The 26,362-nt window shown below is 72.2% G+C and carries 28 protein-coding genes; 12 read left to right on the forward strand and 16 right to left on the reverse strand.

The window, feature by feature from the left end:
• Window positions 1–2: 2 nt before the first annotated feature.
• The 4 genes from ACI2LY_RS10805 to ACI2LY_RS10820 form a co-directional block, all read right to left on the reverse strand.
• Window positions 3–1,718, reverse strand: coding sequence for an ABC transporter substrate-binding protein (locus tag ACI2LY_RS10805; RefSeq protein ID WP_404706867.1), 1,716 nt, complete (start codon window positions 1,716–1,718; stop codon window positions 3–5).
• Window positions 1,719–1,905: 187 nt separating this feature from the next.
• The gene (locus ACI2LY_RS10810) at window positions 1,906–2,001 is read right to left on the reverse strand and encodes an Ms4533A family Cys-rich leader peptide (protein WP_324608470.1); all 96 of its coding nucleotides are present in this window, start codon (window positions 1,999–2,001) and stop codon (window positions 1,906–1,908) included.
• Window positions 2,002–2,070: 69 nt separating this feature from the next.
• Window positions 2,071–3,450: a DUF3152 domain-containing protein gene (locus ACI2LY_RS10815; protein ID WP_404706868.1), complete on the reverse strand. Its 1,380-nt coding sequence runs from the start codon at window positions 3,448–3,450 to the stop codon at window positions 2,071–2,073.
• Window positions 3,451–3,458: 8 nt separating this feature from the next.
• Window positions 3,459–4,439 (reverse strand): alpha/beta fold hydrolase, encoded by a 981-nt coding sequence (locus tag ACI2LY_RS10820; RefSeq protein WP_404706869.1) that lies wholly within the window; start codon window positions 4,437–4,439, stop codon window positions 3,459–3,461.
• 201 nt (window positions 4,440–4,640) lie between these two features.
• Here ACI2LY_RS10820 and ACI2LY_RS10825 point away from each other — a divergent pair, with 201 nt between their 5' ends.
• The 4 genes from ACI2LY_RS10825 to ACI2LY_RS10840 all read left to right on the forward strand — a co-directional run bounded on the left by ACI2LY_RS10825 (window position 4,641) and on the right by ACI2LY_RS10840 (window position 6,454).
• Window positions 4,641–4,865 (forward strand): hypothetical protein, encoded by a 225-nt coding sequence (locus ACI2LY_RS10825; protein ID WP_404706870.1) that lies wholly within the window; start codon window positions 4,641–4,643, stop codon window positions 4,863–4,865.
• Between the two features lie 146 nt (window positions 4,866–5,011).
• Window positions 5,012–5,653 (forward strand): TetR/AcrR family transcriptional regulator, encoded by a 642-nt coding sequence (locus ACI2LY_RS10830; protein ID WP_161146898.1) that lies wholly within the window; start codon window positions 5,012–5,014, stop codon window positions 5,651–5,653.
• A 134-nt stretch (window positions 5,654–5,787) separates the two neighbouring features.
• Window positions 5,788–6,015, forward strand: a complete 228-nt coding sequence (locus ACI2LY_RS10835) for a DUF3107 domain-containing protein (protein WP_388995842.1) — start codon at window positions 5,788–5,790, stop codon at window positions 6,013–6,015.
• Between the two features lie 169 nt (window positions 6,016–6,184).
• A complete protein-coding gene (locus ACI2LY_RS10840; protein WP_404706871.1) occupies window positions 6,185–6,454 on the forward strand; it encodes a hypothetical protein in 270 nt (89 codons plus the stop codon).
• Between the two features lie 29 nt (window positions 6,455–6,483).
• On the opposite strand, the gene ACI2LY_RS10845 is transcribed toward ACI2LY_RS10840, so the two are convergent.
• The gene (locus ACI2LY_RS10845) at window positions 6,484–7,245 is read right to left on the reverse strand and encodes a ferritin-like fold-containing protein (protein WP_404706872.1); all 762 of its coding nucleotides are present in this window, start codon (window positions 7,243–7,245) and stop codon (window positions 6,484–6,486) included.
• 543 nt (window positions 7,246–7,788) lie between these two features.
• On the opposite strand from ACI2LY_RS10845, the gene ACI2LY_RS10850 reads away from it, so the two are divergent.
• Window positions 7,789–9,975, forward strand: coding sequence for a DEAD/DEAH box helicase (locus tag ACI2LY_RS10850; protein ID WP_404707310.1), 2,187 nt, complete (start codon window positions 7,789–7,791; stop codon window positions 9,973–9,975).
• A 67-nt stretch (window positions 9,976–10,042) separates the two neighbouring features.
• Here the strand turns inward: ACI2LY_RS10850 and ACI2LY_RS10855 are convergent, their stop codons facing one another.
• Window positions 10,043–10,939, reverse strand: a complete 897-nt coding sequence (locus ACI2LY_RS10855; protein WP_404706873.1) for an NYN domain-containing protein — start codon at window positions 10,937–10,939, stop codon at window positions 10,043–10,045.
• Between the two features lie 222 nt (window positions 10,940–11,161).
• Here ACI2LY_RS10855 and ACI2LY_RS10860 point away from each other — a divergent pair, with 222 nt between their 5' ends.
• On the forward strand, window positions 11,162–11,317 hold the full coding sequence (locus tag ACI2LY_RS10860) for a hypothetical protein (RefSeq protein WP_086693633.1): 156 nt from the start codon (window positions 11,162–11,164) through the stop codon (window positions 11,315–11,317).
• A 43-nt stretch (window positions 11,318–11,360) separates the two neighbouring features.
• On the opposite strand, the gene ACI2LY_RS10865 is transcribed toward ACI2LY_RS10860, so the two are convergent.
• The 4 genes from ACI2LY_RS10865 to ACI2LY_RS10880 form a co-directional block, all read right to left on the reverse strand.
• A complete protein-coding gene (locus ACI2LY_RS10865) occupies window positions 11,361–11,966 on the reverse strand; it encodes a MarC family protein (protein ID WP_404706874.1) in 606 nt (201 codons plus the stop codon).
• Window positions 11,967–12,095: 129 nt separating this feature from the next.
• A complete protein-coding gene (locus ACI2LY_RS10870; protein ID WP_404706875.1) occupies window positions 12,096–12,953 on the reverse strand; it encodes a PHP domain-containing protein in 858 nt (285 codons plus the stop codon).
• Window positions 12,954–13,074: 121 nt separating this feature from the next.
• A complete protein-coding gene (locus tag ACI2LY_RS10875) occupies window positions 13,075–13,716 on the reverse strand; it encodes a DUF6758 family protein (RefSeq protein WP_404706876.1) in 642 nt (213 codons plus the stop codon).
• A gap of 117 nt (window positions 13,717–13,833) precedes the next feature.
• The gene (locus ACI2LY_RS10880; protein WP_404706877.1) at window positions 13,834–14,418 is read right to left on the reverse strand and encodes a suppressor of fused domain protein; all 585 of its coding nucleotides are present in this window, start codon (window positions 14,416–14,418) and stop codon (window positions 13,834–13,836) included.
• Between the two features lie 459 nt (window positions 14,419–14,877).
• Here ACI2LY_RS10880 and ACI2LY_RS10885 point away from each other — a divergent pair, with 459 nt between their 5' ends.
• Together ACI2LY_RS10885 and ACI2LY_RS10890 are read left to right on the forward strand one after the other, a co-directional pair.
• Window positions 14,878–15,996: a magnesium and cobalt transport protein CorA gene (locus ACI2LY_RS10885; RefSeq protein WP_404706878.1), complete on the forward strand. Its 1,119-nt coding sequence runs from the start codon at window positions 14,878–14,880 to the stop codon at window positions 15,994–15,996.
• A gap of 41 nt (window positions 15,997–16,037) precedes the next feature.
• Window positions 16,038–16,568, forward strand: a complete 531-nt coding sequence (locus tag ACI2LY_RS10890) for a hypothetical protein (protein ID WP_404706879.1) — start codon at window positions 16,038–16,040, stop codon at window positions 16,566–16,568.
• A gap of 13 nt (window positions 16,569–16,581) precedes the next feature.
• On the opposite strand, the gene ACI2LY_RS10895 is transcribed toward ACI2LY_RS10890, so the two are convergent.
• On the reverse strand, window positions 16,582–17,319 hold the full coding sequence (locus ACI2LY_RS10895; protein WP_404706880.1) for a hypothetical protein: 738 nt from the start codon (window positions 17,317–17,319) through the stop codon (window positions 16,582–16,584).
• Between the two features lie 228 nt (window positions 17,320–17,547).
• On the opposite strand from ACI2LY_RS10895, the gene ACI2LY_RS10900 reads away from it, so the two are divergent.
• The 3 genes from ACI2LY_RS10900 to ACI2LY_RS10910 are packed head-to-tail and all read left to right on the forward strand — an operon-like array spanning window position 17,548 to window position 20,590.
• Complete coding sequence (locus tag ACI2LY_RS10900; RefSeq protein ID WP_404706881.1) at window positions 17,548–18,852, forward strand: magnesium transporter MgtE N-terminal domain-containing protein; 1,305 nt, start codon at window positions 17,548–17,550, stop codon at window positions 18,850–18,852.
• The gene (locus ACI2LY_RS10905; protein WP_393912540.1) at window positions 18,845–19,414 is read left to right on the forward strand and encodes a DUF1003 domain-containing protein; all 570 of its coding nucleotides are present in this window, start codon (window positions 18,845–18,847) and stop codon (window positions 19,412–19,414) included. Before ACI2LY_RS10900 ends, ACI2LY_RS10905 begins: the two co-directional genes overlap by 8 nt.
• Before the next feature lie 42 nt (window positions 19,415–19,456).
• A complete protein-coding gene (locus ACI2LY_RS10910; RefSeq protein WP_404706882.1) occupies window positions 19,457–20,590 on the forward strand; it encodes an Mrp/NBP35 family ATP-binding protein in 1,134 nt (377 codons plus the stop codon).
• Between the two features lie 61 nt (window positions 20,591–20,651).
• Here the strand turns inward: ACI2LY_RS10910 and ACI2LY_RS10915 are convergent, their stop codons facing one another.
• The 5 genes from ACI2LY_RS10915 to sigE form a co-directional block, all read right to left on the reverse strand.
• Complete coding sequence (locus tag ACI2LY_RS10915; RefSeq protein ID WP_393605237.1) at window positions 20,652–21,323, reverse strand: hypothetical protein; 672 nt, start codon at window positions 21,321–21,323, stop codon at window positions 20,652–20,654.
• Between the two features lie 287 nt (window positions 21,324–21,610).
• Window positions 21,611–22,069, reverse strand: coding sequence for a sec-independent translocase (locus ACI2LY_RS10920; protein ID WP_404706883.1), 459 nt, complete (start codon window positions 22,067–22,069; stop codon window positions 21,611–21,613).
• An 84-nt stretch (window positions 22,070–22,153) separates the two neighbouring features.
• Window positions 22,154–23,677, reverse strand: coding sequence for a S1C family serine protease (locus tag ACI2LY_RS10925; RefSeq protein ID WP_404706884.1), 1,524 nt, complete (start codon window positions 23,675–23,677; stop codon window positions 22,154–22,156).
• Between the two features lie 70 nt (window positions 23,678–23,747).
• On the reverse strand, window positions 23,748–24,686 hold the full coding sequence (locus tag ACI2LY_RS10930; protein ID WP_404706885.1) for an anti-sigma factor family protein: 939 nt from the start codon (window positions 24,684–24,686) through the stop codon (window positions 23,748–23,750).
• A complete protein-coding gene (sigE, locus tag ACI2LY_RS10935) occupies window positions 24,683–25,465 on the reverse strand; it encodes an RNA polymerase sigma factor SigE (RefSeq protein ID WP_388995898.1) in 783 nt (260 codons plus the stop codon). Before sigE ends, ACI2LY_RS10930 begins: the two co-directional genes overlap by 4 nt.
• Before the next feature lie 157 nt (window positions 25,466–25,622).
• Here sigE and ACI2LY_RS10940 point away from each other — a divergent pair, with 157 nt between their 5' ends.
• The gene (locus tag ACI2LY_RS10940; RefSeq protein WP_361651400.1) at window positions 25,623–26,336 is read left to right on the forward strand and encodes an O-methyltransferase; all 714 of its coding nucleotides are present in this window, start codon (window positions 25,623–25,625) and stop codon (window positions 26,334–26,336) included.
• Window positions 26,337–26,362 lie beyond the last annotated feature (26 nt).

A 26,362-nucleotide genomic window follows, 5' to 3' on the forward strand; every position in this document is an offset into this window, starting at 1 on the left:
GGTCACTTCACCGCGACCTGGGAGATGTCCAGCACGCCGGTCCAGTCGCTGATCACGATGTTCTTGACGTCCGAGCCGTACAGGCGCTTGTAGACGGGGTGGAACAGCGGGACGACCAGGGCCTGTCCGGCGATCTTCTTGTCCAGCGCGCCCCAGCGGGCGGCGGCGGCGTTCAGGTCGGTCAGCTTGTTGATGGCGTCGATCTCGGTGTTGACCGACTTGTCGTCCAGCAGACCGGTGTTGAAGTTCGCGCCGTCCTTGACGATCTGGCGGCCGTCGAAGATCGGGGCGAGGAAGGGGCCGCCGGAGGGCCAGTCGGCACCCCAGTGGGCGAGGAAGAAGCCGGGCTCGGTCTTGATGCTGTGGATCTTGTCCCGGTAGTCGTTGTCCTCAAGGCCCTGGAGCTTGACGGTGATCCCGGCCTTCTTCAGGGCGTCCTGGAGGGCGGTGGCGATCTCCGGGCTGGTCTCGAAGTCCTTGCTGTTGGAATGCGTGAGGGTGACGGTCAGCCCGTTCGGGTGCCCGGCCTCCTTCAGCAGTTCCTTCGCCTTGGCCGCGTTGCCGGACTTGCCCGCCGGGAAGAGGTCGTGCGGGGTGTACCCGAAGGACTTCTGGTCGGGCAGAAAGGTGGTGGCGGGCTCGGCGAGCGCGGAACCTCCGGCCGCGTTGATCACCGAGGAGCGGTCGACGGCGTACGAGATCGCCTGGCGCACCTTGGGGTCGTCGAACGGCTTCACCTTCGGGTTGAAGGCGATGTAGTTCGTGTAGCCGAAGTGGCCGGTGCCGACGCGGGCGGCGAGGCTCTTGTCGCCGCTGACCCGAGCGAGTTCGGCCGGGCCGAGGTTGGTGTCGGTGGTGACGGCGGCCTTGTCGGCGCCCTGGGAGGCGGCGAGCCGCTGGTTGATGACGGAGGAGTCGAGCCCGGAGCGCACGTCGACCTTGTCCGGGTACGCCTTGCGCTCGTCGTCACCGCTCCAGTGCGGGTTGCGCTCCAGCAGGACACGCTCGCCGTCGTTCTGGTTGCTGACCACCTTGTACGGGCCCGAGGAGACCGGGTGCTGCTCGTACTTGGTACCGGTGTCCTTGGCCTTCGGCACCGGCGTGAACTGCGTCTGGGTGGCGAGGAACGGGAACTCGCCCTCGGGCTTGTTCAGATGGAAGACGATCGTGCGCGCGTCCGGCGTCTCGATCGCCTTCAGCCCTCCCTTCTTGTCCTTGTACGGCCCCTGGTAGTCGGCCGCACCGCTCAGCCAGTCCCGCAAGTAGGGCGCGCCACCTGAGAGTTCGGGCGCGAAGGAGCGCTCGATGCCGTACTTGATGTCGGCCGACGTGATCGGCGTCCCGTCCTCGTACTTCAGCCCGTCCTTCAGGGTGTACGTCCACACGGTCGCGTCCTTGTTGGGGCGGCCGGTGTCGGTGGCGAGGTCGGGGACCACCTTGGCGCCCGCGGCGCCGTTCTCGCGGTTGCGCGTGGTGAGGGTGCGGAAGACCAGCGAGGGGACGTTGCCGCCGCCGGAGGTGTAGAGGCGGGCCGGGTCGAAGTCGGTCTGGGCCTCGGCGTTCAGCACCGTGAGCGTGCCGCCCTTGTGGGGCGTGGAGTCGGCACCGGCGCCCTTGGCATCGTTGTCCTCGGGACCGCAGGCGGCGGCGCCCGCTGCCACGGCCAGGCTGACGGATGCCGCTGCCACGCGGCGCGCTATGACGGACGGTTGACGCATCGGAGAAGACGACCTCTCGGGGAACCCGCCGGGATTTCCCGAGGGGTGAGACAGGTGGACGAGGAGTGAGACACCTGCGGACAGGCGTCGGCCCCGGCGTCAGTCGTCGAGAGGGCGGCACGCGACAGAGGTCACGGGCGGCAGGAGGAAAAGGGCACGCATCGACGCGGACGCCAGGGAGGCGGCGTCAGCGACAGTCGATGTCGGCCACGCAGAGGGCGGTCACGCCGATGAGCGCCAGCTCGATGGCGGCGCTGCGGAAGACGGCGTGACGGGACCACATGCGCAGAAATATGAACGAACTTGCGACTCATGTCAATGTGACATGAGTGCGCATCGGTCTACTCGTGCCTCAACTCTTCGGGTACGGCCAGGCGTTGGGCAGGCAGTGGATTCCGTCGTGGTCGAGGAACTTGGTCTGCTGCTGCATCACCGGGGCGATCTGGCCGTTCTTCTGGCAGCTGACGTGTCCGTGCCCGAGCCGGTGGCCGACCTCGTGGTTGATGAGCATCTCGCGGTAGGGGTAGATCTTGGCGTCCCCGTAGGTGACGCTGCCCTGCGCCCAGCGATAGGCGTTGATCATCACGCGCTCGGTGGCCGCCGAGTCGCAGGAGACGTTGTCCTCGGTGGTGTCCAGGCCCGACTTGGCGCACCACTCGGCGGTGGTGCCGGGGCTGGCCAGCGTGATCACGAAGTCCGGCTTGCCGGAGGAGATCCGCTCGAAGGTGCGCTCCCCGCCGTGCGCCCAGCTCCGGTCGTCGTTGAGGGTGCGCTGCACGGCGTCGGCGAACAGCAGGCCGTCCAGGCCGAGTCCCTGCTCGACGTCGACCCGGTAGGTCATCTTCGTGCCCTTGCCGGGCGCCTTGGCCGAGCCGGGCACCGTGTCGAACTTCCCGGAACCCTTGAGGGTCGCCCCCAGGGGATAGAGACGGCCCATCTTCTGCGCGTACGTCAGCGGGACGGCGCTCGGCGCGCTGGACGGGACGGCCTGGGCGCCGACCGGCAGCCCGCCGGTGGCGGCCTGGGCGCGTGACTCGCCCTGGGCGCGGCCGTCGGCCACCTGTCCGGCGACCACGATGGCGAGCACGGTCGTCACGGCGGCCGCCGCGACCCCGGTGAAGGCCCGCCCCTTGCCGCCGTGCCGGGGCGCGGGCTCGGCCGTCGGAGGCGTTCCGCCCTCGCCCGGCGCGGTCCTCGGCTCCGGCACCCCGGTGCGCGGGGGCCCCTCGGGTGCGGCGCCCTCGGCGAAGGCGTCCAGGTACTCCCGGCGGGGGCCCGGACCCGCGTCCACCTGCTCCGCGCGCCGCTGCCGGGGGAAGGGGGCCGGTGTGGTGCGCCGGGCGGTGCCCTTGCCCTCGAACTCCCCCCAGCCGCCGCCCACTTCACGCTGTTCGGGGTGACCGCCACGCGCCTGCCCGAACCCCTCGGCGAAGGGGCCCCGGTCGCTCTCGTTCCGGTCCCGGCCCGGCGGGACATGCCGCCCGGCACCGCTCACGGTCGCGCCGAAGGCACCCAGACCCTGATGCCCGGCGCTCCACGACTCACCGCCCCGCGGACCCCGGCCACCCGATCCGGCGCCCGAGGCGTCCTGACCGTCGCTCCGGGGACGCCCCCGGACGGCGAAGTCACCCGTCCCGGTGACGCCCTCCGCGGTCCCGGTCGCCGGGTGCGTGCCCTCTATGGCCGAGGCGTCCCCCTTGGGAACCGGTCCTCGGCGGCTGTGTCGTCCCACCCCTGCCCTCAGTTCTCCGCGTTCGTGGCGCCCGACGCGGCGCTCTCCGCGAGAAGTTCGCGGAACGCCCTGGCCACCAGCTCCGGATATTCCATCATCGCCACGTGCCCGGCGTCCGGCAGGGACAGCAGACGCGAGTCCCTGAAGGAGCGGGCGGCCTTGGCGGCCATCCGGAAGCCGACGAGTTGGTCACGGCCACCGTAGACCAGCAGGGTCGGCGCGAGTACCCGCTCGGCCTGCCGCCACAGTCCCTGCTGCCCGCCCAGGGTGTACGCGTCGACGATCCCGCGCGCCGAGCGGGTCATCGCGTCCCAGAAGTACGGCAGCCTCAGGCGCCGTTCCAGCTCCTCCACCGCGTACTGCACCGCCTCCGGCGACACGCTCGCGGGATCGCCGTAACAGAGGGCCATCACGCCGTGCACCCGCTGCTCGGCGGTCCACTCGCGGGTGAACCGGTTGAACAGCGCGGCCACGCCGGGCACGCCCAGCAGGGCGGTGGGGGCCGCGCTGCGCTGGATGCGCAGCTCCGGCAGGGCGGGCGAGACCAGGGTCAGGGTGCGGACGAGGTCCGGGCGCACGGCGGCCACGCGCGTGGAGACCGCGCCGCCGAGGGAGTTGCCGAAGAGATGGACCGGGCCGCGTCCGGCCGCGTCGAGATACCGGATGACGGCGCGCGCGTGCCCGGTGACGGAGTAGTCGCCGTCGTCCGGCGGCGGGGAGTCGCCGAAGCCCGGCAGATCGACCGCCTCGCCGTCGACGACGCCGTCCAACTCGGCCATCAGCGCGGACCAGTTCTGCGAGGAACCGCCGAGGCCGTGCACGTACAGCGCGGGCTCCAGGCCGTCCCGCGCGGGCGGCCGGGACCGGACCGACAGGGTGACCCCCGGCAGCCGCACCGACCTCATCCGCTCGCCGTCGCCCACCCTCACGGGCGCGACCCGGGGGAGCACGCTCGCGGCCGGGACGGAAGGTGACTCGGTCGAAGACATGCGCCAATGTTACGAGACGATCACACCGCAGCTCATGTGTTCGCCCTCACAGGGCCTCGCGGGACCACACAGGGCCTCGCTTCTCGCCGATGGCGTGGCGTCGCCCTGGGCCGTCTCCTAGGCTCGTATGACAGCGCACCCGCGGGGTACCCGCCCGAGCCAGAGGTTCCTGGACGGATGCTGGAAGGAAGGGAGGCCGTCATGGCCCACTACCCCACCGAGCCGGACGAGATCGAGAGCCCCGACGACGGCGACGAGCCGCAGATCGCCGTGGAGGCCCCCGAGCACGACGCCGTCGAGCAGCGCGCCCCCCTCTCGGAGGAGCGGGACGAGCCGCTGAGCGAGGTGGACCCGGACCGGGGCAGCGAGGGCGATCTGATCGAACAGGCACGCGTGGTCAGCACCGACGAGGACGACTACCGCTGACCGGTCGGGCACCGGGCCGAGGGCCATGGCTTTCGCCGTCGTCCGGTACGTGAAATTCTGCGCTCGCACCGCGCACACCGGGGTTACCGAAAAGTACGATGGCCGCGCGGCGACACCGCATGAGTGGGACGACATAGGGAGGCGGCGTGACAGCCATCGAGCAAACAGAGGCAGCACGCCCGCGCGGCACCCGTCTGCCGCGCCGAGCCCGGCGCAACCAGTTGCTGGGCGCTGCCCAGGAGGTCTTCGTCGCCCAGGGCTATCACGCGGCCGCGATGGACGACATCGCCGAGCGCGCCGGAGTCAGCAAGCCGGTGCTCTACCAGCACTTCCCCGGCAAGCTCGACCTCTACCTCGCCCTGCTGGACCAGCACTGCGAGGCGCTGATCCAGGCCGTGCGCGCCGCGCTCGCCTCGACGACCGACAACAAGCAGCGCGTACGGGCGACCATGGACGCCTATTTCGCGTACATCGAGGACGACGGCGGTGCCTTCCGCCTGGTCTTCGAGTCGGACCTGACGAACGAGCCGGCCGTGCGCGAGCGCGTGGACAAGGTGACCACGGAGTGCGCCGAGGCGATCTGCGAGGTCATCGCGGAGGACACCGGCCTGTCCCGCGCGGAGTCCATGCTGCTCGCCTCCGGCCTCGGCGGACTCGCCCAGGTGGTGGCCCGTTCCTGGCTGCACAGCGACCGCAGCGTGCCCCGCGACCAGGCGGTGCAGCTGCTCGCCTCGCTGGCGTGGCGCGGCATCGCCGGTTTCCCGCTGCACGGCACCGACCACCACTGACGTCAGCGCGCCGGTGGGGCGTGTTCGCTGATGGCGTTCCCGCCGGAGGCATGCGCGTCCCCTCACCGGGCTAATGTGTGCAGCGTACGGCGCGGCAGATCGCGCACATCACTGACCGTCGGAGGGACATAGCCGTGGAGGTCAAGATCGGCGTGCAGCACGCGCCCCGCGAGATCGTTCTGGAGAGCGGTCAGAGCGCCGAGGAGGTCGAGCGCGTCGTCGCCGACGCCCTGGCCGGAAAGTCGCCGCTGCTGAGCCTCGAGGACGAGCGCGGCCGCAAGATCGTGGTCCCCGCTGACCGTCTGGCGTACGTCGAGATCGGCGCGCCGACCGCTCGCAAGGTGGGCTTCGGCACGCTGTAGGCGCGACACCCGTGAAGGGCCCGGTGGCACTGTGCCGCCGGGCCCTCTCGCGTGCCCCGGCGCGCACAGCTCGCGCACACACCGGGCACAGGGGAGGATTGCGACGCGCAGGTCACGGGTATGTCGGGCTGTGACCGTACGAGCACGCCGACGTGGGAGGGACCCCTCGATGATCCTGGAAGTGCTCGGTTCGGCCGCGCTCGGCCTCGTCCTCGCCTTCGCGGCCGCCCGGCGTCTGCCGCACCGGCTGCCCACCCGCCCGCTGGTCTTCGCCACCGCGGTCGCGGGCGCCCTCTTCGGGGACTTCGTCACGCACAGCGCCCTGGGCCCGGCCCCGGTCCTGCTCACCCTGCTCGGCGCGGCCGTCGTGTCCGCCGCGTCCCTGTCGCTGCTGTTGCGCCCGGCCGGGCGGCTCCGCGGGCGATCCGCGCCCGCGTAGCCGCCCCTGACCGGCAGTCAGACCGGCGGTCAGGCCGCGAGGCCCAGTGCGGCCATCCGCTTGGTGTGCGCCTCGGTGATCCGGGTGAACATCCGCCCGACCTCCGCCAGATCGAAGCCGTCCGCGACCCCGCCGACCAGCATGGTGGAGAGCGCGTCCCGGTCCGCGACGACCCGCTGCGACTGCGACAGCGCCTCGCCCATCAGCCGCCGCGCCCACAGCGCGAGCCGTCCGCCCACGCGCGGATCGGCGTCGATGGCCGCGCGGACCTTCTCCACCGCGAACTCCGCGTGCCCGGTGTCGTCCAGGACGGCGAGGACCAGCTCACGGGTGTCGGTGTCGAGGCGGGCGGCGACCTCCCGGTAGAAGTCGCTGGCGATCGAGTCGCCGACGTACGCCTTGACCAGGCCCTCCAGCCAGTCCGAGGGCGCCGTCTGCTTGTGGAAGCTCTCCAGCGCGGCGACGAAGGGGTCCATCGCGGCGGTGGGCTCGGCGCCGATCTCGGTCAGCCGGTCGCGCAGCCGCTCGAAGTGGTGGAACTCCGCCGACGCCATCTTGGCCAGCTCCGCCTTGTCCGCGAGGGTCGGCGCCAGCTTGGCGTCCTCGGCGAGCCGCTCGAACGCCGCCAGCTCGCCGTACGCGAGCGCGCCGAGCAGGTCCACGACAGCCGCGCGGTACTGCGGCTCCGCCGCGGCCTGCGCCCAGTCCTGGGCGGCGACACCGGTGGGGCCGTCGGCGGCGCCCGCGTTCTCGGGGTTCTCAGGCTTGTCAGAGCTAGTCATGAGGCGCACAATAGCCCGCTCACCCCGTCCCGGAAGCCCCTGGTCAACCACTGTGACCACCACTACGTGACCAATTCGGCCATCGCGTGTGCGCCGATCCGGGGTATGGTGGTATTGCGCCTGCTGAGTGCGCCGACAGTGTTCGGTGCGCTCACATGCCTTCTGGCAGCGGCGCACGCATGAGGATGCCCGGTCGGTGGCCCGATCGGCTCCGACCTGACAGCCCTTCCCGTCCGTACGGCACCACGCGTACGGCGAGCGGAGGGACATCCTTAGCGGTTCGAGCGCTAGAGCGTCGGCAGAGGTCCCGTGTCATACGGCTTGCCCCAGTTGGTTCGCCCGTACGGCGACCGACGTCCCCGGCACGGTCAGACATGATCCCCGCGCTCGCCTCGTGCCGCGCACACAGAAGAGGCAAAAACCCTGACTACGACATTTCGTGACCTCGGCATCCTTTCCGAGACCGCCGAGGCGCTGGAAGCCGTCGGCATCATCAACCCGTTCCCGATCCAGGAGCTGACCCTTCCGGTCGCCCTGTCGGGCAGCGACGTCATCGGCCAGGCCAAGACCGGCACGGGCAAGACCCTCGGTTTCGGCCTGCCGCTGCTGGAGCGCGTCGTCGTCCCCGCCGACGTCGAGGCCGGCCGTGCCGCCCCGGAGGCGCTGACCAGCGCGCCGCAGGCGCTCATCGTCGTGCCCACCCGCGAGCTGTGCACCCAGGTCACCAACGACCTGCTGACCGCGGGCAAGGTGCGCAACGTACGCGTCCTCGCCATCTACGGCGGCCGTGCCTACGAGCCGCAGGTCGAGGCCCTGAACAAGGGCGTCGACGTCGTCGTCGGCACCCCCGGCCGACTGCTCGACCTCGCGGGCCAGAAGAAGCTGGACCTCAGCCACGTCAAGTGCCTGGTGCTCGACGAGGCCGACGAGATGCTCGACCTGGGCTTCCTGCCCGACGTCGAGAAGATCGTCAACATGCTCCCGGCCAAGCGCCAGACCATGCTGTTCTCGGCCACCATGCCGGGCGCGGTCATCGGTCTCGCCCGCCGCTACATGTCCCGCCCGACCCACATCCGCGCCACCGCGCCGGACGACCAGGGCGCGACGGTCGCCAACATCAAGCAGTTCGTCTACCGCGGCCACTCCATGGACAAGCCGGAGATGATCGCGCGCATACTGCAGGCCGAGGGCCGTGGTCTGGCGATGATCTTCTGCCGCACCAAGCGCACCGCCGCCGACATCGCCGAGCAGCTCGAGCGCCGCGGCTTCGCCTCCGGCGCCGTCCACGGCGACCTCGGCCAGGGCGCCCGCGAGCAGGCGCTGCGCGCCTTCCGCAACGGCAAGGTCGACGTGCTGGTCTGCACCGACGTGGCCGCGCGCGGCATCGACGTCGGCGGCGTGACCCACGTCATCAACTACCAGTCCCCCGAGGACGAGAAGACGTACCTGCACCGCGTCGGCCGCACCGGCCGCGCGGGCAACAAGGGCACGGCGATCACGTTCGTCGACTGGGACGACATCCCGCGCTGGCAGCTCATCAACAAGGCGCTGGAGCTGGGCTTCAACGACCCGGTGGAGACGTACTCGACGTCCCCGCACCTCTTCTCCGACCTCAACATCCCGGCGGGCACCAAGGGTGTCCTGCCGCGCTCGGAGCGCACCCGCGCCGGGCTCGGCGCGGAGATGGTGGAGGACCTCGGCGAGACCGGGGGCCGTGGTGCGCGCGGCGGCCGGTCCGCCCGTGGCAGCCGCCCCGAGGCCGCGCCTGAGCGGGAGCGTGCGGAGCGTTCGGAGCGCACCCCGCGCCGTCGTCGTCGTATGCGTGGCGGTGCCGCGGTGGAGGCCGGTGCCGCTCCCGCTCCCGCTTCGGCGGAGACCACGTCCGTGGAGGAGCCGCAGGCGCCCCGCACCCCGCGCCGCCGTCGCCGTACGCGCGCCGGGGCGTCGGGCGAGCCGACGGCTGCCGCGGTCGCCGCGGTGGAGACGGTGACGACGCCGGAGGCCCCGGTGGTGCCGGACGCCCCGAAGCAGCCGCGTCGCCGTACCCGGAGCGGTGCGTCGGCCGAGGCCGCCGCCGTCACGCCCGAGGTCACCGAGGCCGTCACCGAGGCTCCGGCCCCGCCGCGCCGTCGTACCCGTAAGCGTGCCGAGGCTCCGGTCGTGACCGAGGCCGTCGTCGAGGCGCCGGTCGTGGAGCCGGTCGCCGAGGCCCCTGCGCCGAAGCGCCGTACCCGCAAGGCCGCCGTCGCGGCCGAGCCGGTCGTGGAGGCCCCTGAGGCCGAGACGAAGCCCCGCCGCACGCGGAAGACCGCCGCCGTCAAGGCCGTCGACACGGCCGAGGTGGCGGAGACCAAGCCGCGCCGCACCCGCAAGGCCGCCGTCGCGGCGGAGCCGGTCGAGGCCCCCGAGGCCGAGGCCAAGCCGCGTCGCACCCGGAAGACCGCCGCCGCCGCCGTCGACACGGCCGAGGTGGCGGAGGCCAAGCCGCGCCGTACCCGCAAGACGGCCGCCGCCGCCGAGGACACCGCGGAGGCCAAGCCGCGCCGTACCCGCAAGGCCGCTGTCGCGACGGAGGTGGCCGAGGCCCCCGAGGCCGAGGTCAAGCCCCGCCGTACGCGGAAGACGGCGGCCGCGAAGGCCGTCGCGACGGAGATCCCGGCTCAGGCCAGCGAGGAGCCGGAGGCCAAGCCGCGCCGCCGGGCCCGCAAGGTCGCCGCCGTGGAGCCCTCCGAGGCGTAGCGGAACCCGCACCAGCCAAAAGGCCCGGCCCCCTGCTCGACAAGGGGGCCGGGCCTTTTGGCTGGTGTCAGTACTGCGTCTGCAGGTGTTCCCAGAACCCGTCCCGCAGGGACCGGCGCAGGTCGGCCTGGCCGCGCAGGGAGTACTGGAGCAGCCCCTCCGCCTCCACCAGGAGGTCCTGGTCGACCGAGCCGGGCAGGTACGGGTGACCGGGGAGGAGTTCCATCAGGCTGTCCCGGCCCCGGGAGACCAGCCACTTCGCCGCGATCTGGGCGCCGACGAAGCGGACGTCGTCGCGGGTCGGCCGGTTGCCGGGCGTGGCCTCGTAGGAGGCGGACGTGCGGCGGGACACGTACGGCTTGCAGAACTCCAGGTCGAAGGTGCGCTGGCTGTCGACCTCCCACAGCAGCGGCTCGGCCTGGTTCCGGCCCTCGGGTGCCTCGATGCCCCACAGGTGGACGCGCGCGCCGTACCCCTGTGCCGCCTCGACCGCCGACACCAGGTCCTCGTCGCCGCCGAGCAGGGCCGCGTCGCTGATCGCGCGGTGGCGGGCGAGGGACTCCAGGTCGGTGCGGATCAGGGAGTCGACGCCCTTCTGCTGGTTGTGGGCGTTGAGGTTGCCGAGGCGGACCTTGACGTCGGGCAGCTCGGCGATCGACTGCTGCTCGGCGGTGTGGATGCGGCGCCGGGCGCCGTCGTACCAGTACACGCGCAGCAGGCGGCTGTCGGCGAAGATCGAGCGGGCCTTGTCGATGAGCGCGTCGATCAGGCCCTCGGCGTCCAGGTCGAAGGCGCGGCGGTCCTCGGTACCGGCCACCAGGCGCCCGGCGGCCGCGTAGAGATAGCCCGCGTCCACGAAGATCGCGTGGGTGGAGGGTGTTTTCGCCACCTCGGCGAGCATGCGTTGAAGCAGTTCGTTGGTGTGGTCGATGCGGGCACCCAGAGCCGCCAGGTCTTCGTTCATCGGGTCCATTGTCCCGGCCGTCACGCTGCGAACACAACCGGTCCCCGTCAGTCCCGTCGCGCGGTCTTTTTACCGGACAGTAATTAGCCCGTGAAAAAATTTCCTTAGCGTAGGGAATGTTTGCGGTAGGCCGCTCGTTGTCTACACATGTGACACCGCGACAACACGTCGCGCACCAGTAGTTCTCCTCTGGAGGATGACCAGACGAAGGGAGAAGCCTTCATGCGCTTCGAAATCATGCGACTCGACGAGGTCGACGGCTCGACCGTGGACAGCACCGTCGTGGACGCCGCCTCCGTCAACCGGATCGTGCAGCAGGCGGCCGCCATCGGCCAGCGCCTGTGGATCCGCCCCGCAGAAGGCTGCCCGGCCTCGTAGGGCGCACGACACTCAAGCCTTCCGGGGGAGCCGAGGCCGAGTCTCAGCTCCCCCGGATCACCTGAGTGATCCCGTTGATGATCTGCTGCACGGCGATCGCGGAGAGCATCATGCCCGCGAGCCGTGTCACCAGGACGACACCGCCGTCCTTGATGACCTTGATGACCAGCAGCGAGTAACGCATCACCAGCCACAGCACCACATGGATGGCGAGGATCGCCGTCCAGACCGAGATCTGCGTGGCGACACTTCCGGCCTTCTGTACGGCCAGGATCACCGAGACGATCGCGCCGGGCCCGGCGAGCAGCGGCATGCCCAGCGGGACGAGGGCGACATTGACGTCCTTGGTCTGCTTGGGCTCGTCGGTCTTGCCGGTGAGCAGGTCGAGCGCGATCAGCAGGAGCAGCAGTCCGCCCGCGATCATCAGCGCCGGGACCGAGACATGCAGGTAGTCGAGGATCTGGTGGCCGAGAAGGCCGAAGACGGCGATGACCCCGCCCGCCACGCAGACGGCCTGGAAGGCCATCCGCTTCTGGACCTTGGCGGGCCGCCCGGCGGTGAGGGCGAGGAAGATCGGGGTGATCCCCGGCGGGTCCATGATGACGAAGAGGGTCAGGAACAGGGAGCCGAAGACGGCGAGGTCGAACATCGTGTGCCTTGCGTGCTGGAGCCACCGCCGCGGGACGCCCTGGGCCCCTGCGTGAGCAGGAGGCGGGCGCGCGCGGCGGACGTGCGGGTGATCGGGTGAGGGGAAAGCAGAAGGGTGGCGCTCGGGGGCTCAGGCCCCGCCGGTCCCCGGTACGGGGAACGCGCCGGTCGCCCGGCGGATGATCTCCCCGTAGACCTCGGGGTCGGTGGTGTTCTCGCCGAGGGCGACGGTCTTGCGGGTGCCGTGGTAGTCCGAGGAGCCGGTGACCAGCAGGTCCAGGTCTCGGGCGAGACCACGCAGGCGGGTCCGGGTGTCCTGGTCGTGCTCGGTGTGGTCGACCTCGAGGCCGTCGAGCCCGGCGGCCGCCATCGCGGCGATCGCGTCCGGCGGCACCGTGCGGCCGCGCTTGGCGGCGGCGGGGTGGGCGAGGACGGTGACGCCGCCCGCGCTCTTCACCAGCCGGATCGCCTCGACGGGGTCGGTCTCGTGCTTGTCCACGAAGGCCCGGCCGCCGTCGGCCAGCCACTCGGGCGTGAAGGCGTCGCTCACGGTCGGGACGACACCCAGCTCCACCAGCGCGGACGCCAGATGCGGGCGGCCCACCGTGCCCCCGGCGGCGATCCGCTCGACCTGCTCCCAGCTGACCGGTACGCCGAGCGCGTTCAGCTTGGCGATCATCGCGTGGGCGCGCGGCACCCGGTCGTCCCGGACCAGCTCGCGCTCGGCGAGCAGGGCGGGCTCCTCGGGGTCGAAGAGGTAGGCCAGCAGATGCAGGGAGACGCCGTCGGTCCGGCAGGAGAGTTCGGCGCCGGTGACGAGGGTGAGCCCCTCGGGAAGGGCTGCCCGCGCCTCGGCGTGGCCGCGGGTGGTGTCGTGGTCGGTCAGTGCGACCACGTCCAGCCCGGCCCCGGCGGCCGCGCGCATCAGTTCGGCCGGGGTGTCCGTGCCGTCGGAGGCGGTGGAGTGGCAGTGCAGGTCGATGCGCACGGCTACTCCAGACAGCTGACGGGACGGCGAAGACACCTAAGGATAGCCGCGCGAACGGCATGCCCTGTCACCCCCACAGCCGGGGAGCGCCCCCTACAGCCCCCTAGGGCTCCCCTAGGGTTCAGGGGCGCATCAGCCGGGGTGAGAGCGCCCCGCAGGGGACCAGGTCGACCTCGGGGCCCGCGTCCCGCAGATCCGTCAGCACCAGTTCGTCGTACATCAGCAGGCCGGACTCGGTGGGCCAGGTGACCGCCCACAGCCAGACGCCGAGGGCCTCGCCCGCGAAGACGGCGCGGTCGTCCGGGGTGCCGGTGACATGCCAGAGCGAGGTGGGGCGGCCGGCGGCCAGCACCTTGGCCTGCGGCGGCTTCTCCATGTCCAGGTAGGGGCCGGGGTCGGGGCTGTCCAGACCCGCGTACCGCGCGCCGAGGCCGACGCCCAGTTCCTCGGCGACGAGGATCAGCTCGCCCGGACCGCCGAGCGGGCTGGGGCCGGAGCAGGCCACGACGGTGGCCCGGCCGCCGCCGGGGGCGTCCCCCGCGTAGCCGACGCCGGTGAACAGCCAGCCGACCGGCAGCGGCCACGGCATCCACAACGGGACCCGGGTGCGCTGCACCACGGCGGTGAGGGCCTCGACGCTGGGCGGGATCACGGGCTGCAGCGGGTACACCGCGCCGTGCGCGTCGCACTGCCACGTATCGGCGAATAGGCCGGGAGCCCTGACCCGGCCACCACACCTCGGGCAACTGGGTTCGCCCCTCATAGAGCCCCACGGTCCTACCCCGGCCGCCGCACGTCAAGGACGATCACCCGGACGGCCCCGACGCGATTCCGGGGTCCGGTCAACTCCGCGCTTCCACAAGGCACTTGGTGAGCTTGCTCACCCCAGCGGGACGGACGCGCGGTTCGGGTCGCGCAGATCCGTGCCGTGGGTGAGCCACCTCTCCTGGAGCGCCCCCGCGCCGTGCACCCGCTTCCACGCGGCCTCGTTCGGGGTCATCGGCAGCAGCGGCAGGAAGCGCACCGGGTCCAGCGGGGCGTCCAGCTCCAGGTCCTCCACCAGTCCGCCCGGCTCCCCCACGAGCACCGAGGTGAAGGGCGCGCCGGGCCACAGCGGCTCGCCCACGTCCAGCGAGGCACCGGGTGCCACCACGACCCCCTCGACCTGCGGGGACGCGGCGAGCACGGCGAGCGGGCGGAGCACCGGGCCGGTGTCGACGAGTCCCGCGCGGACGGAGAGGAACAGCTCGGCGCGCGGGCCCTCAATAGGGTCGGCGACCATCGCCGTGGGGTCGCTCATGGGGTGCGCCGACATGCCCAGCGTGGCGTAGCGGACCACGTCCCCCTCCTGGAAGCGGAGCACCTCGATGCGGTCCGCGCCGAGGAAGGTGACCGAGGCACGCGCGTCCGGTGCACCGAGCGCCGAGTTCAGCCGCGCCTCGACCAGAGGAAGAACATCAACCATGCGGTGAGCATAGAACTCGTCAGTGGCGGGCAAAGCCGCGCCTTGACATCACGGGCTGCTGCTACGCTGAGCCGGTGGTTCGGGGCCGCGTGCACATGCTCGCCGTCGAGTCCCCGACGCCGATGAGACTCCCTTACGAGGGACCGGCCGGAGGAGGTGGGGCTGTCATGGATCGAAGTCGACCGTGCAGTACCACTCGTTCTTCCGGCTGTTGATGTCATTCCTGGCCGACCGCCACCTTTTCGTTCGCCTCGCCGTCCGGAAGAGCACTTCGTTTCGCTTTGCCTGATCTGCCTGATCTCACTCAGTCCTGCATCAGTAGCGAAGTCGCCACCGCGACGGTGCGGTGCTCCCCGCTTTGTGGACGTGCCAAACGCATGCAGTCCGAACGTCCCCATTCCGGGTAGTTCCACCCGTCGCAGGCGCACTTTCGTTGCCCGCCCGCGAAGGAGCCTGCCCATGTCGATGATCCGCGACCTGCGAGCCGTGGTCCGACCGTCCTCCCGCCCCGCCCCGCGCAAGGAGGCGGCGGCTCCTTGCGAGACCGACACCACCACGTCCTCGGCCGTGGTCGACTGCGCCGTCTACCGCGACGGCTCCCGCGTGGAGAGCGGACGCACCCTCAGCCCGCAGGAGGCGATGCGCGAGGTGCGCCGCGACGGCGGCTTCGTGTGGATCGGCCTGCACGAGCCGACCGAGGCCGAGTTCGCCGGTATCGCGAGCGCCTTCGGGCTGCACCCGCTGGCCGTGGAGGACGCGGTCCAGGCCCACCAGCGGCCCAAGCTGGAGCGGTACGACGACTCGTTGTTCACCGTGTTCAAGACCGTGCACTACGTCGAGCACGACCAGCTCACCGCCAGCAGCGAGGTCATCGACACCGGTGAGGTCATGTGCTTCACCGGCCGGGACTTCTTCATCACCGTGCGGCACGGCGGCCAGGGGTCGCTCCGGGCGCTGCGCCACCGGCTGCAGGACGACCCCGAGCTGCTCGCCAAGGGCCCCTCGGCGGTGCTGCACGCCATCGCCGACCATGTGGTGGACGGCTACATCGCGGTCGCGGACTCGGTGCAGGACGACATCGACGAGGTGGAGACGGAGGTCTTCTCCCCCGGCCGCAACGGCGGTGTCTCCCGCGGTGTCGACTCGGCCCGGATCTACCAGCTCAAGCGCGAGGTACTGGAGTTCAAGCGCGCGGTCGCCCCGCTGCTGCGCCCGATGCAGCTGCTGAGCGAGCGGCCGATGCGGCTGATCGACCCCGACATCCAGAAGTACTTCCGCGACGTCGCCGACCATGTGGCCCGCGTCCACGAGCAGGTCATGGGCTTCGACGAGCTGCTGAACTCCATCCTCCAGGCCAACCTGGCGCAGGCGTCCGTCGCGCAGAACGAGGACATGCGCAAGATCACCGCCTGGGCCGCGATCATCGCCGTGCCCACCATGGTGTGCGGGGTCTACGGCATGAACTTCAAGTACATGCCCGAGCTGCACTGGAAGTACGGCTACCCGGTGATCATGAGCATCACGGTCGTCCTCTGTCTGGGCATCCACCGCACGCTGAAGCGCAACGGCTGGCTCTGAGCGCTCCTGGAGGGGCGGGCGCCGCTGGATAGGCTGGGCGCATGACCAGCGAGCCGCCCGCCCAGGCCCTTTTCGACCAGGCCCTCATCGAGGAGGCCACCAAGAAGTCCGGCCTGATCTGGGTCCGGGGCGCCGACGCGCCCGCCGCGCGCCCGGTGTGGCACGTCTGGCACGAGGGCGCGGCCGTGCTGGTCGGTGACGGTGGCGGTGAGCAGCCGCTGCCCGGCCTGACCGACGGCGGGGCGGCCGAGGTGGCGGTGCGCAGCAAGGACAAGGGCGGGCGGCTCGTCACCTGGTGGGCGACCGCGCACCGGCTGGACCCCGCCTCGCCCGAATGGGAGGCGGCGGTCGCGGAGTTGAAGGGCAAGCGGCTCAACGCCCCCGGCGCCGAGGAGATCCCGGCCCGCTGGGCCCGCGAGTGCGTGGTGCTGCGTCTGGTCCCCACCGGGGCCGTGGCGCCGCCGCCCACCGGCAGCCTGGCCGAGCCCCCGCTGCCCACCCCGGCGACCACCCGCGTACCCGTACCGGCCGCGCTGCCCAGGCTGCTCGCCCGGCGGCGCAAGCGGGGCTGAGGCTCGACAGGCTTCAGGAACCCGGCAGTTGGCCGCCGTAGTCGACCGTCTCGGACTTGGCGGGTTCGGCCGCGGGGAAGTCCTTGCCCCATTCGGCGAAGGTGAGGGTGCCCGCGCCGCCGCCGCGCACCAGGCGCAGCGGGTAGGGCTTGCCCTCCAGGGAGACGTCCAGGGTGCCGCCGGGGCCGCCGTCGCCGCTGACGCGGATGGTGCGGGTACCGGCCTGTTCGTGGTGGCCCGCGGTGGCGAGCTTGCCGTGCAGGGTGAGCAGGGCGGGCAGCAGCACGTCCTTCTCGGTGAAGCCGCTGAACTTCTTGTACGCCGGGTCGTCCTGGGGGACCTTCACGTACTTGTCGGCCAGCTTGCCCGCGGCCGAGGTGTCCCCGCCGTGGTTCCAGAAGGCGGCGTCGGCCTTCAGATACAGCTCGTCGCCGACCCGCAGCAGCTTGAAGCTGGAGTTCTTCGAGGTCACCGAGCCGCTGCCGCCGCCGGACTTCAGCCGCATGTCCAGCGTGAAGGTGACGCCGCCGGTGACCACGGTCCCGGCCAGGTGCACCGCGGGTGCCGCGTCGGCCGCCGCCCGGCTCTTCTCCTGGATCTTCCGCGCGGGCAGTCGGCCCACCCCGTTGGTCCCGGCGTCCGGGTCCTCCTCGCCGCATCCCGTCAGCATCGTCAGCGCCGACACGGCCAGCACGCACAGCGCGGTCACCCGCGCGATTCTGCGGATGCGTGCCTGGGGAATCGCAGTCACAGGTGGGGCTGCCTCTCTGCCGGTGCCGAATGGGCGTACGGCAGCGTACCGGGGGCACGCGCTCCGGGCGGAGCCCGTCCGTCCGGACCGCCCGCCGGGGCGTTTCCGATCGGTACGGGCTAGCCTGAAGCGCACACACGTGGCCATATCAGAGCGAATCCGTACCGATCCTTACGCATCTCCTTACGCATCTCCTCTCGCATCCCGAGCACGGCAAAGGAAGCACAGATGGCAGCCGGTGTTCCCCGGATCTTCGTCTCGCACCTCGCCGGGGTCCCCGTCTTCGACCCGGCGGGCGACCAGGTCGGCCGGGTCCGCGACATCGTCGTCATGCTGCGCGTCGGCCGCCGCCCGCCGCGCGTGCTCGGGCTGGTGGTGGAGCTGTCCACCCGGCGCCGGATCTTCCTCCCCATGACCCGGGTGACCGGCATCGACTCCGGCCAGGTCATCTCCACCGGCGTGGTCAACGTCCGCCGCTTCGAGCAGCGGCCCACCGAGCGCCTGGTCTTCGGGGAGCTGCTGGACCGCCGGGTGACACTGGTGGAGAGCGGCGAGGAGGTAACCGTCCTCGATCTCTCCCTGCAGCAGTTGCCCGCGCGCCGCGAGTGGGAGGTGGACCGGGTCTTCGTCCGCAAGGGCAAGAAGGGCGGCGCCTTCCGGCGGGCCAAGGGCGAGACGCTGACCGTGGAGTGGTCGGCCGTCACCGGGTTCTCCCTGGAGGAGCACGGGCAGGGCGCGGAGAATCTGCTGGCCACCTTCGAGCAATTGCGCCCCGCCGACCTCGCCAACGTGCTCCACCACCTCTCCCCCAAGCGGCGCGCGGAGGTGGCCGCCGCCCTGGACGACGACCGGCTCGCGGACGTGCTGGAGGAGCTGCCGGAGGACGACCAGATCGAGATCCTCGGCAAGCTCAAGGAGGAGCGCGCCGCCGACGTCCTGGAGGCCATGGACCCCGACGACGCCGCCGACCTGCTCGGCGAGCTGCCGGAGGACGACAAGGAGCGCCTGCTGAGCCTGATGGAGCCCGAGGACGCGGCCGACATGCGGCGCCTGATGTCGTACGAGGAGCACACCGCGGGCGGGCTGATGACCACCGAGCCGATCGTGCTGCGCCCGGACGCCACGGTCGCCGACGCGCTGGCCCGGGTCCGCAACCCCGACCTCTCCCCCGCGCTCGCCGCCCAGATCTACGTCTGCCGCCCGCCGGACGAGACCCCGACCGGCAAGTACCTGGGCACCGTGCACTTCCAGCGGCTGCTGCGCGACCCCCCGTACACCCTGGTCAGCTCGCAGCTCGACGACGACCTCCAGCCACTGTCCCCGGACGCCTCGCTGCCGGTCATCGCCGGGTTCTTCGCCACGTACGACATGGTCGCCGCGCCCGTGGTGGACGAGTCCGGGTCGCTGCTGGGCGCGGTCACCGTGGACGACGTACTGGACCACATGCTGCCCGACGACTGGCGCGAGACGGAGTTCCACCTGGACGAGATGCCGGAGACCGGCGCCGGGCGCGAAGCGGGCACGCATGGCTGAGCGCGACGGCGGCCGTGAGGGCCGCGACCGTTCCCCGGCGGGCGCCACCGCGTCCCGGCCGCGCGTACCGCGGCTGGACCAGCCGCGCCCGCCGCGCCGCCGGGTGGTCCCGGAGTGGGACCCGGAGGCTTTCGGCCGGCTGTCGGAGCGGATCGCCCGGTTCCTGGGCACGGGACGCTTCATCGTCTGGATGACGGTCGTCATCATCGTCTGGGTGCTGTGGAACATCGCGGCACCGGACGTGGTGCGCTTCGACTCCTACCCGTTCATCTTCCTGACCCTGATGCTGTCCCTCCAGGCGTCCTACGCGGCCCCGCTGATCCTGCTCGCGCAGAACCGGCAGGACGACCGCGACCGGGTCAACCTGGAGCAGGACCGCAAGCAGAACGAGCGGTCCATCGCGGACACCGAGTACCTGACCCGCGAGATCGCCGCGCTCCGGGCGGGCCTCGGCGAGGTCGCCACCCGCGACTGGATCAGGTCCGAACTGCAGGACCTGGTGCGCGAACTGGAGATGGAACGGACAAGTCGCCCGCCGGTGCGTGACGCAGACGACCGCTGAGGCACTACCCGTCGGCCCCCACCGGCGCCGTACCATCGTCTTATGGCTACGGAAGACGCGGTGCGCGAGGCGCTGTCGACGGTGAACGACCCCGAGATCAACCGACCCATCACCGAACTCGGGATGGTCAAATCGGTGGAGATCGGCGCGGACGGAGCGGTCGCGGTCACGGTGTACCTGACGGTCTCCGGCTGCCCGATGCGCGAGACGATCACCCAGCGGGTGACCGACGCGGTCTCCGCCGTCGAGGGTGTGACCCGGGTCGACGTCGCGCTGGACGTGATGAGCGACGAGCAGCGCAAGGAGCTGGCCAACGCGCTGCGCGGCGGGCAGGCGGAGCGGGAGGTCCCGTTCGCCAAGCCCGGCAGCCTGACCCGCGTCTACGCGGTCGCCTCCGGCAAGGGCGGCGTCGGCAAGTCCTCGGTGACGGTGAACCTGGCGGCCGCGCTGGCCGCCGACGGTCTGAAGGTCGGTGTCGTGGACGCCGACATCTACGGGCACAGCGTGCCCCGCATGCTGGGTGCGGACGGCAAGCCCACCCAGGTCGAGAACATGATCATGCCGCCGTCGGCGAACGGCGTGAAGGTCATCTCCATCGGCATGTTCACCCCCGGCAACGCCCCGGTCGTGTGGCGCGGCCCGATGCTGCACCGGGCGCTCCAGCAGTTCCTGGCGGACGTGTACTGGGGCGACCTGGACGTGCTGCTGCTGGACCTGCCGCCGGGCACCGGTGACATCGCGATCTCGGTGGCGCAGCTGATCCCGAACGCGGAGATCCTGATCGTCACCACCCCGCAGCAGGCGGCGGCGGAGGTAGCCGAGCGCGCGGGCTCCATCGCGGTGCAGACCCATCAGAAGATCGTCGGCGTGGTCGAGAACATGTCCGGGCTGCCCTGCCCGCACTGCGACGAGATGGTGGACATCTTCGGCACCGGCGGCGGCCAGCTCGTCGCGGACGGCCTGACCCGCACCACGGGCGCCACGGTCCCGGTGCTCGGCAGCATCCCGATCGACGTGCGGCTGCGCGAGGGCGGCGACGACGGCAAGCCGGTCGTGCTGACCGACCCCGACTCCCCGGCGGCCTCGGCCCTGCGTGCCATCGCGGGCAAGCTGGGTGGCCGTCAGCGCGGCCTGTCGGGGCTGTCGCTGGGAATCACCCCGCGCAACAAGTTCTGAGCCCGGACACGACGAGAGGGGCGCCCCGGCGGATTCCGCCGGGGCGCCCCTCTCGCATGTCTCAGGCGTAGGCGCCGATGTCCTTGACGACGGCGAAGCCGAGCCCGTAGGCGCTCATGCCCCGGCCGTACGCGCCGACGTGGACGCCCGCCTCGGTGGCCCCGGCGAGCACCCAGCCGAACTCCGACTCCCGGTAGTGGAAGGGCGTCGCCACGCCGTCCACGGGCAGCGAGAGCCGCGACCACTCGGCGCCGTCGAGGTCGTCGGCCAGCGCCCAGGCGGCCTCGGTCTGCTGGTCCAGCCAGTCGTCGCGCAGGGTGTGGTCCATCTGGCCGGGCCAGGTGACGGACAGCAGCCCCACCCCGGCCAGCCAGGCCGCCGAGGAGACCGAGGTGGCCTCCAGCAGCCCGGTGCCGTCCGCGCTGCGGCGGGAGGGGTTCGCCGGGACGGTGACGACGACGGCGAACTTCTCCCTCGGCTCGTCCGAGGAGTTCGCGCTGTGCTCGTTGCGCACCGAGGGCTCGTCGCCGTGCCCGATCGAACCGTGCTCCACCGCGCCGTCGGCGGCCAGGCCGACCTGGAGCAGCCAGCGGTGGCCCGTGAACGCCTCGTCGAGGCCGTACCAGGGGAAAGGCGCCCGCAGATAGCCGTCGACCGTCCGGCCGCCGAGGTGGCCGCGACGGCCGCTCTCGTTGGCCGGCGTCTGCGCGCTTACCCGACTCGTGGTCTCCATCTGCCCGGACGCCTCCTCGTTCTCGTCGGACCGGGGCGAAAGGCCCGCCCCCCTTCGGGCGTACGCGCCCGGTCCGCACAACAACTCGGCAGCATATCCACACCGCTGAGGGCAGCCGGGAAGGCGGCGGGCCCGTGGGGCCCCCGGGACGGCCGATCACGCGATGTTCGGCAGGCGCGTGCGACGAAACCCGCCCGGTGGGGCGGGTTTCGTGGCGTTTCGTGATCTGTTCGGGCGGCGCGGGGCCGACCGGGTGAAGTCGTCCCCGGCGTCGGGTTCCGCCGGCGTCAGGTGGCGTCGGCGTCGAAGGGCGGGCGGTCGTCCTTGGGGGCCTCGGGCTTCTTCGTCATGTCGACGCGGCCGCCGGGCGCGGGGGCGGAGGTGGGGGCCGAGGAGGTGGGGCCGGGCAGCGCGGAGGCGGTGTCGTGGCCGTTCACGGAGTCCGTCAGCTCGGCCATCTCGCGCTTCAGGTCGAAGGTGCTGCGGATGTCCTTGAGCCCCAGCTCGTCGTTGTCCAGCTGCTTGCGCAGGAACGCCTTCGGGTTGAGGTCCTCGAACTCGAAGTCCTTGAACTCCGGGCCCAGCTCGCTGCGGATGTCGTGCTTGGCGTTGTCCGAGAACTCCCGGATCTTGCGCAGTGTGCGCGTAACGTCCTGGATGAACTTGGGGAGCTTGTCCGGACCGAAGACGAGCACGGCGAGGACGATGAGCGTGACCAGCTCAAGCGGCCCTATGTCATTGAACACCTGAAAGCTCCTTGCGTGTCCTCGGTCGCTCAACGGTACCCGGCACACCCTCGGGACCGGTACCGCCCCGAGGTGAGACTTGCGTCAGTTCTGCCCGGACGCCCCCAGCCTCAGCGTGACGGTCCGCTCGGCTCCGGCCCGCCCGACGGTGAGGCGGAGCCGGTCGCCGGGGCGGTGGGCGCGGACCTTGACGATGAGTTCCTCGCCGGAGTGCACGGGGCGCCCGTCGACCCCGGTGATCAGGTCGCCCGGCTTCAGCCCGGCCCGGTCGCCGGGGCCGTCCGCCAGCACCGCGGGGCCGCCCGCACCGCCCCTGGCGTCGATACGGGCGCCGTCACCGGCGTAGTCCATGTCGAGGGTCACGCCGATCACCGGGTGGGTGGCGTGCCCGGTGCCGATCAGTTCCTCGGCGACCCGGCGGGCCTGGTTGACGGGGATGGCGAAGCCGAGGCCGACGGAGCCGGACCGGCCCTCGGTGGAGTCGGCGTCGCGCCCGGCGGAGCGGATCGCGGAGTTGACGCCGATCACGTGGGCCTGGGAGTCGAGGAGGGGGCCGCCGGAATTGCCGGGGTTGATCGGCGCGTCGGTCTGGAGCGCGTCGACATAGCTGACGTCGGTGCCGTCGCCCTTCTCGCCGCCCGCCGTGATGGGGCGGTCCTTGGCGCTGACGATGCCCGAGGTGACGGTGTCGGCCAGGTCGAAGGGGGCGCCGATGGCCACGACCGGGTCACCGACCCGTACGCCGTCGGAGTCGCCGAGGGGCAGCGGGGTGAGGCCCTGGACTCCCTCGACCTTGACGACGGCGAGGTCGTAGCCGCTGTCCCGGCCGACGACCTCGGCCTCGGCGGTGTCGCCGCTGCTGAAGGTGACGGTGATGGCGCCGCCTCCGGAGGCGGGGGCGACGACGTGGTTGTTGGTGAGGATGTGTCCCCGGCCGTCGAGCACGAAGCCGGTGCCGGTGCCCGCCTCGGCCGCGCCCCGCACATGCAGGGTGACCACGCCGGGCAGCGCGCGGGCGGCTATCCCGGCCACGCTGTCCCGCGCCCGTCCGTCGGGCACGGCCCCGGCCTGCGGCAGCCGCACCGTGGTGCTGCCCTCCCGCTCGATCCAGGCCCCGGCGAACCCGCCGATCCCGCCCGCCAGGAGCGAGATGCCCAGGAGGATGGCGGCGAGTGTCTTCAGGGTCGGCCGCTCGCGCTGCTGGTCGGTGCGGGTGAGGGGGGCGACCTGCTCGGAGGGGGGTGCGGGGTTCCAGGGGTCGTAGCGGGGGGTGGGGTCGGGAGCGGCTTCCGGCGATCGGGCGGGGGCCGGGACGGGCGCGGGGGCGTGCATCACCGGGGTGCCGTGGGCCGGGGTCGCCATGGGGTGCTGGACGGGCGGGGCGGGGGCCCAGGGGCCCGGGCCGCCGTAGGGAGGGGTGCTGTAGGGGTCGGGGTCGTGCAGCGGCGTGGAGCGGCCGGTGGCGGTTCCGTCCGTACGCGGGTCGGCCGGACCGGCACCGCCCGCCTCGGGTGCGGGCGCGCCTGCGGGCGCCGTCGGCCGGGCCAGTTCGAAGTCGCCGTCGGTCCCGGCCGGGGACGGGTCCGGTGTCGGGTTCCCCTCGTTCATGCACTCCCCAGTCGCCTGTGTCGCGGCCGTGCGGGCACGGCCTCACCGGATTCAACCAGGGATCGGCGGGTCAGGGGGCCGAGGCGGAGGGGGAGTTCGTCGGTCCGGCCGCCGCGGTGGTCCCGGTGGCCGGTGGGGCGAGGGGCCAGGAGTCCAGGGAGCCCAGGGAGAAGGGCGTGGTCTCGCCGAGCGGGCGTATCAGCGGGGAGACGGCGGCCGCACCGGCCATCACCGGCATGGCCAGGTCCCGCGCGGTGTCCTGCACCGTCGCGTCGACCGGGGCCGGGATGCCCGGCAGCAGGGGCGCGGAGGCGGAGACCGCGGCCGCCGGGGTGCGGCTGGCCGCGCCGCCGCCCTGCGCGAGCAGCGGGGCGGCCGGACGGCGCCGCTGGGTGTCGGGGGCCGCCGTACCGGCGGCGGTGCCCGTGCCCGCCGAGCGGGACGGCGCGACATTGCTCCCGGCGCCGGAGCCGCCGCGGGCGTCGGCGGCGAGGTCGCCCGGCAGGGCGGTGGTGACGCCGCCGAGGGCGACGGCCGCGAGGGACACCGCTCCGGCGGCCGCGGCCGCGAACCGCAGCCCGCGCGAGGAGGGGCGGTCGGCGACCGGATGGATACGGAAGCCGCGCTGCTCGGGGGCGTGTGCGGCGGCGGCCGGGACATGCCCGAACGCGAACCGCTCGTTGTCGCGCACGCCGAAGACGCCGTCGCCGGAGCCGCGTCCGAACGGGCCGCCGGGGGTCGCCGGGCCATCGGCGTCGCCGCCGGGGAGGCCCTGGAGGCGGGCTAGGAAGGATTCGGAGGGCGGGGGCGGGGCGGCCTCCGCGAACACGTTCTTCAGCCGTCGCTGCGCGTCGGCCTCGGCCCGGCACCGGCAGCAGGTGGCCAGGTGGGCGAGGACGCGGTCGCGCGACTCATGACCCAGTTCTCCGTCCACCAGGGCGGAGAGCCGGTCTCCCAGATGCTGTTCCGCGAGGCGCGCCTCCGCGGGGTTCGGTCCGGTTCCACTCACGCGGGCGAGCCCCCTCCCCCCAGCGCGGGCACCCGGGGCATGAACGAGCGTCGCTCGGCCTTGCGGGCCTCGGGGGAGCGGTGGGCGAGAGCCTTGCGCAGCTGCGACCGGCCCCGGTGGATACGGGAGCGGACGGTGCCGAGCTTGACGCCGAGGGTCGCGGCGATCTCCTCGTACGACAGCCCCTCGATGTCGCACAGCACCACGGCGGCGCGGAACTCCGGCGCGAGGGTGTCCAGCGCCTGCTGGACGTCGGCGTCGAAGTGGGCGTCGTTGAAGACCTGCTGCGGGGACGGCTCACGGCTGGGCAGGCGCTCGGCCGCGTCGTCGCCCAGGGCGTCGAAGCGGATGCGCTGCTTGCGCCGGACCATGTCCAGGAACAGGTTGGTGGTGATGCGGTGCAGCCAGCCCTCGAAGGTGCCCGGCGAGTACGTCGACAGCGAGCGGAAGACGCGGACGAAGACCTCCTGGGTGAGGTCCTCGGCGTCGTGCTGGTTGCCCGTCAGACGGTAGGCGAGGCGGTAGACGCGGCCGCTGTGGGTGCTGACGATCTCCTCCCAGGTGGGCGGAGTCCACGCCTGCCCGTCCGCGTCGGTGGCGAAGGTCGCGGTCGGGGCCTCGCCTGCGGCGGGAGCGGCGGCGTGGTGGTCAGCAGCGGTGTCGGTCACGGATTTCGGCCTGCCCGACCCGAGGAAGCGCCGCAGCACTCCTCCTCGGTCCTCGGGTGCGGCCGCACCTCCCCTGTCGGCTCTGGTGGTGTCCAGTGGAGCCCCTACCATAGCCACCTCGCCCGTTAGCTCCGGATAAGCGGTTTTACGAAAATTTGACACGCGCTGAGCCGGGTCGTCCACCCGCGTCAGCATGTGCTCCGCACCCTGTGTCACCCCTTACCCCCGTCCTGTGCCCACCGCGCCGCCCCGGCGTCGCTCTCCTTACGTGAACGCTCGGTCCCATCAGCGGGTTCCCGGCGCAACGGATACAGTCACGCCGAGGCAATCACGGGGACAGGAGAGGGTCATTACCGGCAACCGGCAGACGAGCTGGGCGTTCGCCGACGCCTTTGTCGCCGAGGACGAAGCACTGCGCTGGGCCCGGGACCGTGCCCGTGACGCGGGGCTGCGCTCGGTGGCGCCCAGCACGGGCGCCGCGCTGCGACTGCTCGCCGCCTCCGTGGACGCCAAGGCGGTCGCGGAGATCGGCACCGGCTGCGGGGTGTCCGGAATCCATCTGCTGCACGGAATGCGCCCCGACGGCGTGCTGACCACCGTCGATCCGGAGCCGGAGCACCAGCAGTTCGCCCGGCAGGCGTTCCGCGCCTGCGGCTTCGCCAGCAACCGGGCCCGGTTCATCCCGGGCCCCGCCCTCGACGTACTCCCCCGGCTCGCGGACTCCGGCTACGACCTCGTCTTCTGCGACGGCGACCGGCTGGAGTACTCGGACTACCTCGCTGAATCGTTGCGCCTGCTGAGACCGGGCGGGCTGGTGGTCTTCGAGGGCGTCTTCGCCAGCGGCCGCACCGTCGACTCCGGTCCGCAGCCCACCGAGGTGGTCCGGCTGCGCGAGCTGCTGCGCACGGTGCGGGAGAGCACGGAGCTGGTGACCTCACTGCTGCCGGTGGGCGACGGCCTGCTCTGCGCCGTCAAGCGCTGACCCCCCGGCCCGCCCCCCGGTACGCG

It is taken from the genome of Streptomyces sp. NPDC002176 (assembly GCF_044903645.1).
Lineage (GTDB): Bacteria > Actinomycetota > Actinomycetes > Streptomycetales > Streptomycetaceae > Streptomyces.